General features: G+C 62.2%; 4 protein-coding genes. 1 reads left to right on the forward strand and 3 read right to left on the reverse strand.

The genetic code is table 11. The features are described from left to right. Positions 1-254: 254 nt before the first annotated feature. Both B4E36_RS03145 and B4E36_RS03150 read right to left on the reverse strand, forming a co-directional pair. Positions 255-545: a DNA-binding protein gene (locus B4E36_RS03145; protein ID WP_345899958.1), complete on the reverse strand. Its 291-nt coding sequence runs from the start codon at positions 543-545 to the stop codon at positions 255-257. Positions 546-639: 94 nt separating this feature from the next. Beyond that, positions 640-855, reverse strand: coding sequence for a DUF2842 domain-containing protein (locus tag B4E36_RS03150; protein WP_345899964.1), 216 nt, complete (start codon positions 853-855; stop codon positions 640-642). Positions 856-959: 104 nt separating this feature from the next. On the opposite strand from B4E36_RS03150, the gene B4E36_RS03155 reads away from it, so the two are divergent. Continuing rightward, positions 960-2,048, forward strand: coding sequence for a COX15/CtaA family protein (locus tag B4E36_RS03155; RefSeq protein ID WP_414673716.1), 1,089 nt, complete (start codon positions 960-962; stop codon positions 2,046-2,048). A gap of 4 nt (positions 2,049-2,052) precedes the next feature. On the opposite strand, the gene B4E36_RS03160 is transcribed toward B4E36_RS03155, so the two are convergent. Next, positions 2,053-2,886 carry a class III extradiol ring-cleavage dioxygenase gene (locus tag B4E36_RS03160; protein WP_345899960.1) on the reverse strand — a complete coding sequence of 278 codons (834 nt, stop codon included), beginning with the start codon at positions 2,884-2,886 and terminating at the stop codon, positions 2,053-2,055. Positions 2,887-3,157 lie beyond the last annotated feature (271 nt).

Below are 3,157 nucleotides of genomic sequence, written 5' to 3' on the forward strand. Positions count from 1 at the left end.
CTCGGGCTTGTCCCGAGGATCTAACCACCGCGCAACACGAGCGGCGTCGGCGGTCCGTAATATTTTGATTTAAATTGGTTTTTCGTATGATACGCTTGTCGCGTTGATACGTGCTTAGACCCTCGGGACAAGCCCGAGGGTGACGGAAGAGAGTGGGGCAGGCTCTGTCGTACTCCGGCAGTCAAGTCGGCGAAAGGGCCGTTGCATCGTCACAGCAAGAGGCTCGAAATCCTGAAGCCTTGAGGCACGAGTGCCTACCCGTCGTTGGCCGAATTCAAATTCTCCGGGCGGATGCCGGTGCATGCGCCGATCTGCTGCTTCAGCCGGACGCCGGGGCCGAAGCCGCCTTCGCCATCCTCGATGAACACGATGCCCTGCTTCACGAATGCCTTTTCAAGCGCGTCGGAGACGGCGAGATCGCGCTCGGCCGCGTCGTCTTCCGCCTGCAACAAAAGGTCGCGGTCAATACCGGTCATGGCGGCGGCCTGATCGTGCGAGAGGCCGAGGAGCGCGCGGGCGGCGCGCATTTGGTGCGGTGTCGTCATCGAAGCCTTCCGTGAAGTTCAAATCTTCTCTTACCATGTCCAATGTGCCAAATCTTCGGCGGTTCCGCGCAATCCGCAATAATTATCGCGGCATTCATTTGCGGTCTGCCGGCGGGCCAGCCATCCATTTGATGATGAACATCGCCGGGATGATCCATAGGAGGCCGGTCAGGACGAAATAGATCAGGGCGGCGACGGCGGAGCGGCCGTCGAGCACGACTGTTGCCAGCATGGTGGCTGTCAGTGCATAGACGATGACGAGGGTGACGATTGCGATCGTCCCGATGAATTTGCGCAATCTGACTGGCACGGCTGCAATGCCCTCCTGATGGGTGTTCAAGATTATGCCGTTGAGCGGCAGGTGTGAACTGCGTATGCCAGATCGGCGCAAATGGCAAAGCGAGCGGAGCAGGAATGATGGCGTTTGGTAAAGACATCACGTGGAGCGCGGAGGAACTCCGGTTCAATGCCGCCATGGTGCGGGGCTGGCTCTATTTCGTGGTGCTGGTGCTGTTCTGTCTGGTGATCGTCGGCGGCGCGACGCGGCTCACCCATTCCGGGCTTTCGATCACGGAGTGGAAGCCGCTGCACGGCGTGATTCCGCCGCTTAACCTGGCCCAGTGGCAGGAGGAATTCGAGCTCTACAAGCGCATTCCGGAATATCAACTGGTGAACAAGGGTATGTCGCTCGCCGAATTCCAGAACCTGTTCTGGTGGGAATGGGCGCACCGGCTGCTGGCGCGCGCGGTGGGGCTGATCTTCGCCGTTCCGCTGTTCCTGTTCTGGGTCACCGGCCGGCTGCCCAAGGGACTGGGATTGCCGCTGGTTGGCGTTCTGGCGCTCGGCGGCCTGCAGGGTTTTATCGGCTGGTGGATGGTGTCGTCCGGGCTTTCAGAGCGCACCGACGTCAGCCAGTATCGTCTGGCTGTCCACCTGATCATGGCCTGTCTGATCATCGCCTCATGCGTCTATATCGGTCGCGGGCTGACCCCGCGCAAGCATGAGCATGTCGGCGGCGCGCACTGGCTTGCCGCAATCCTGCTCGTCGCGACCTTCGTGCAGCTTTATCTCGGCGCGCTGGTGGCGGGTCTCGATGCCGGCCTTGCCTACAACACATGGCCGCTGATGGATGGCGCGGTGGTGCCGGGCGGTCTGCTGTTGCATCAGCCGGGGTGGATCAACTTCTTCGAAAACCCGAAGACGGTGCAGTTCGCACATCGCTGCGGCGGCTATGTGCTGCTGCTTCTGGCGCTCGCGCATTTCGTCATCGAGTGGCGCAGCGCGGTGGCGCGCGGGCTCGATCTGGAACTGTCCCAGCATGCCCGCGGCGCGCTGATCCTGTTGGCCGCCGTGCTGATCCAGGCCGTGATCGGCATTATCACGCTGGTGACGATGATGCCGCTGCCGATCGCGCTGACGCATCAGGCGATGGCGATCATCGTGCTGATCATCGTCACCGCCCATTTGCGCGGCTACCGCGCGCCGCGCTTCGAGCTGGCGTAGCGGGTTAGCCGAAGCGGTAGGCCGAATAGGGCTTGCCGAGATATTCGCCGCGAAAGATGCGCTCGCCCGCATCCGGGCCGGCAGCGCCCGCGGCGGCAAACACCGGCACGAGGTGATCGTGGTCGGGTACGTGGGCGGCGCGGGCGTCCGGGTTCTCTTTCCACGCGGCAAGCCTTTCGGCGCGCGCCACCGGGTTCTCGATCGCCACGGCCTCCGTAAGCCAGTCGTCGAAACGGGCGGCGGCCTGCTCATGGTCGGCGTCGCGGCGGCGGAACATCCGCATGTTGTGGTAGGACAGACCCGAGCCGACGATCAGGATATCCTCGTCCCGCAACCTTTCCAGCGCCTGTCCGATACGGAAGTGCGTTTCGGCGGAAAGGTCCGGATCGAGCGACATCATGATGATCGGCACGTCGGCATGCGGATAGATCATCATGAACGGGATGAACACGCCGTGGTCGAAACCGCGCTCGGAATCCGCCGCTGTCTCGATGCCGGCCTCGCGCAGCACATCGCGGACATGCTCGGCAACGAATGGCGCGCCGGGGGCCGGGTAGTCGAGCTGATAGGTGTGGGGCGGGAAGCCGTAATAATCGAACAGCATCGGCGGCTTGGCGGCCGTCGAGACCGTAAGCTTGTCGACCTTTTCCCAATGCGCGGAAACCACCAGAACCGCCTTCGGGCGGCGACCGACTGCCGCATCCAGCCCCTTCAGGAAAATCTCCAATTCCTTCCACGGATCATCATCGGGAAGTTGGCCCTCGGTGCCGTGCATGAACGGCCACGGACCGCCCCCATGGGGGATGAACAGGACGGGAAGGCGCGTTTTGTCTGACATGGCCTGAAACCTCGTTGGTTGCTTGGATGCAATATAGCGAGGCAGAGGTTCTGCGGCGATGGCCGATCCGGTCGACGGAGCGTTCACGATATGGGGGAATTTGTCCCGGCTAGCAGCGACGGCTCAGTCTTTTGAGGACGTTGTTTTTGGGCAGAGGGCCGGCAGCCACAATCTCCCCCCTTGAGGGGGAGATGTCGCGAAAGCGACAGAGAGGGGTAGAGGGCGTAAGCCCTAAAAGCCGAATTTGCCGAGAGGGTTCACCCCTCTCTGC

Origin of the sequence: Martelella sp. UBA3392 (assembly GCF_002358775.1) — a bacterium.
GTDB lineage: Bacteria > Pseudomonadota > Alphaproteobacteria > Rhizobiales > Rhizobiaceae > Martelella > Martelella mediterranea.

Coding starts and splice junctions, on each gene's coding strand:
- B4E36_RS03145 (WP_345899958.1), bottom strand. CDS start 545: ATGACGACACCGCACCAAATGCGCGCCGCCCGCGCGCTCCTCGGCCTC.
- B4E36_RS03155 (WP_414673716.1), top strand. CDS start 960: ATGATGGCGTTTGGTAAAGACATCACGTGGAGCGCGGAGGAACTCCGG.
- B4E36_RS03160 (WP_345899960.1), bottom strand. CDS start 2,886: ATGTCAGACAAAACGCGCCTTCCCGTCCTGTTCATCCCCCATGGGGGC.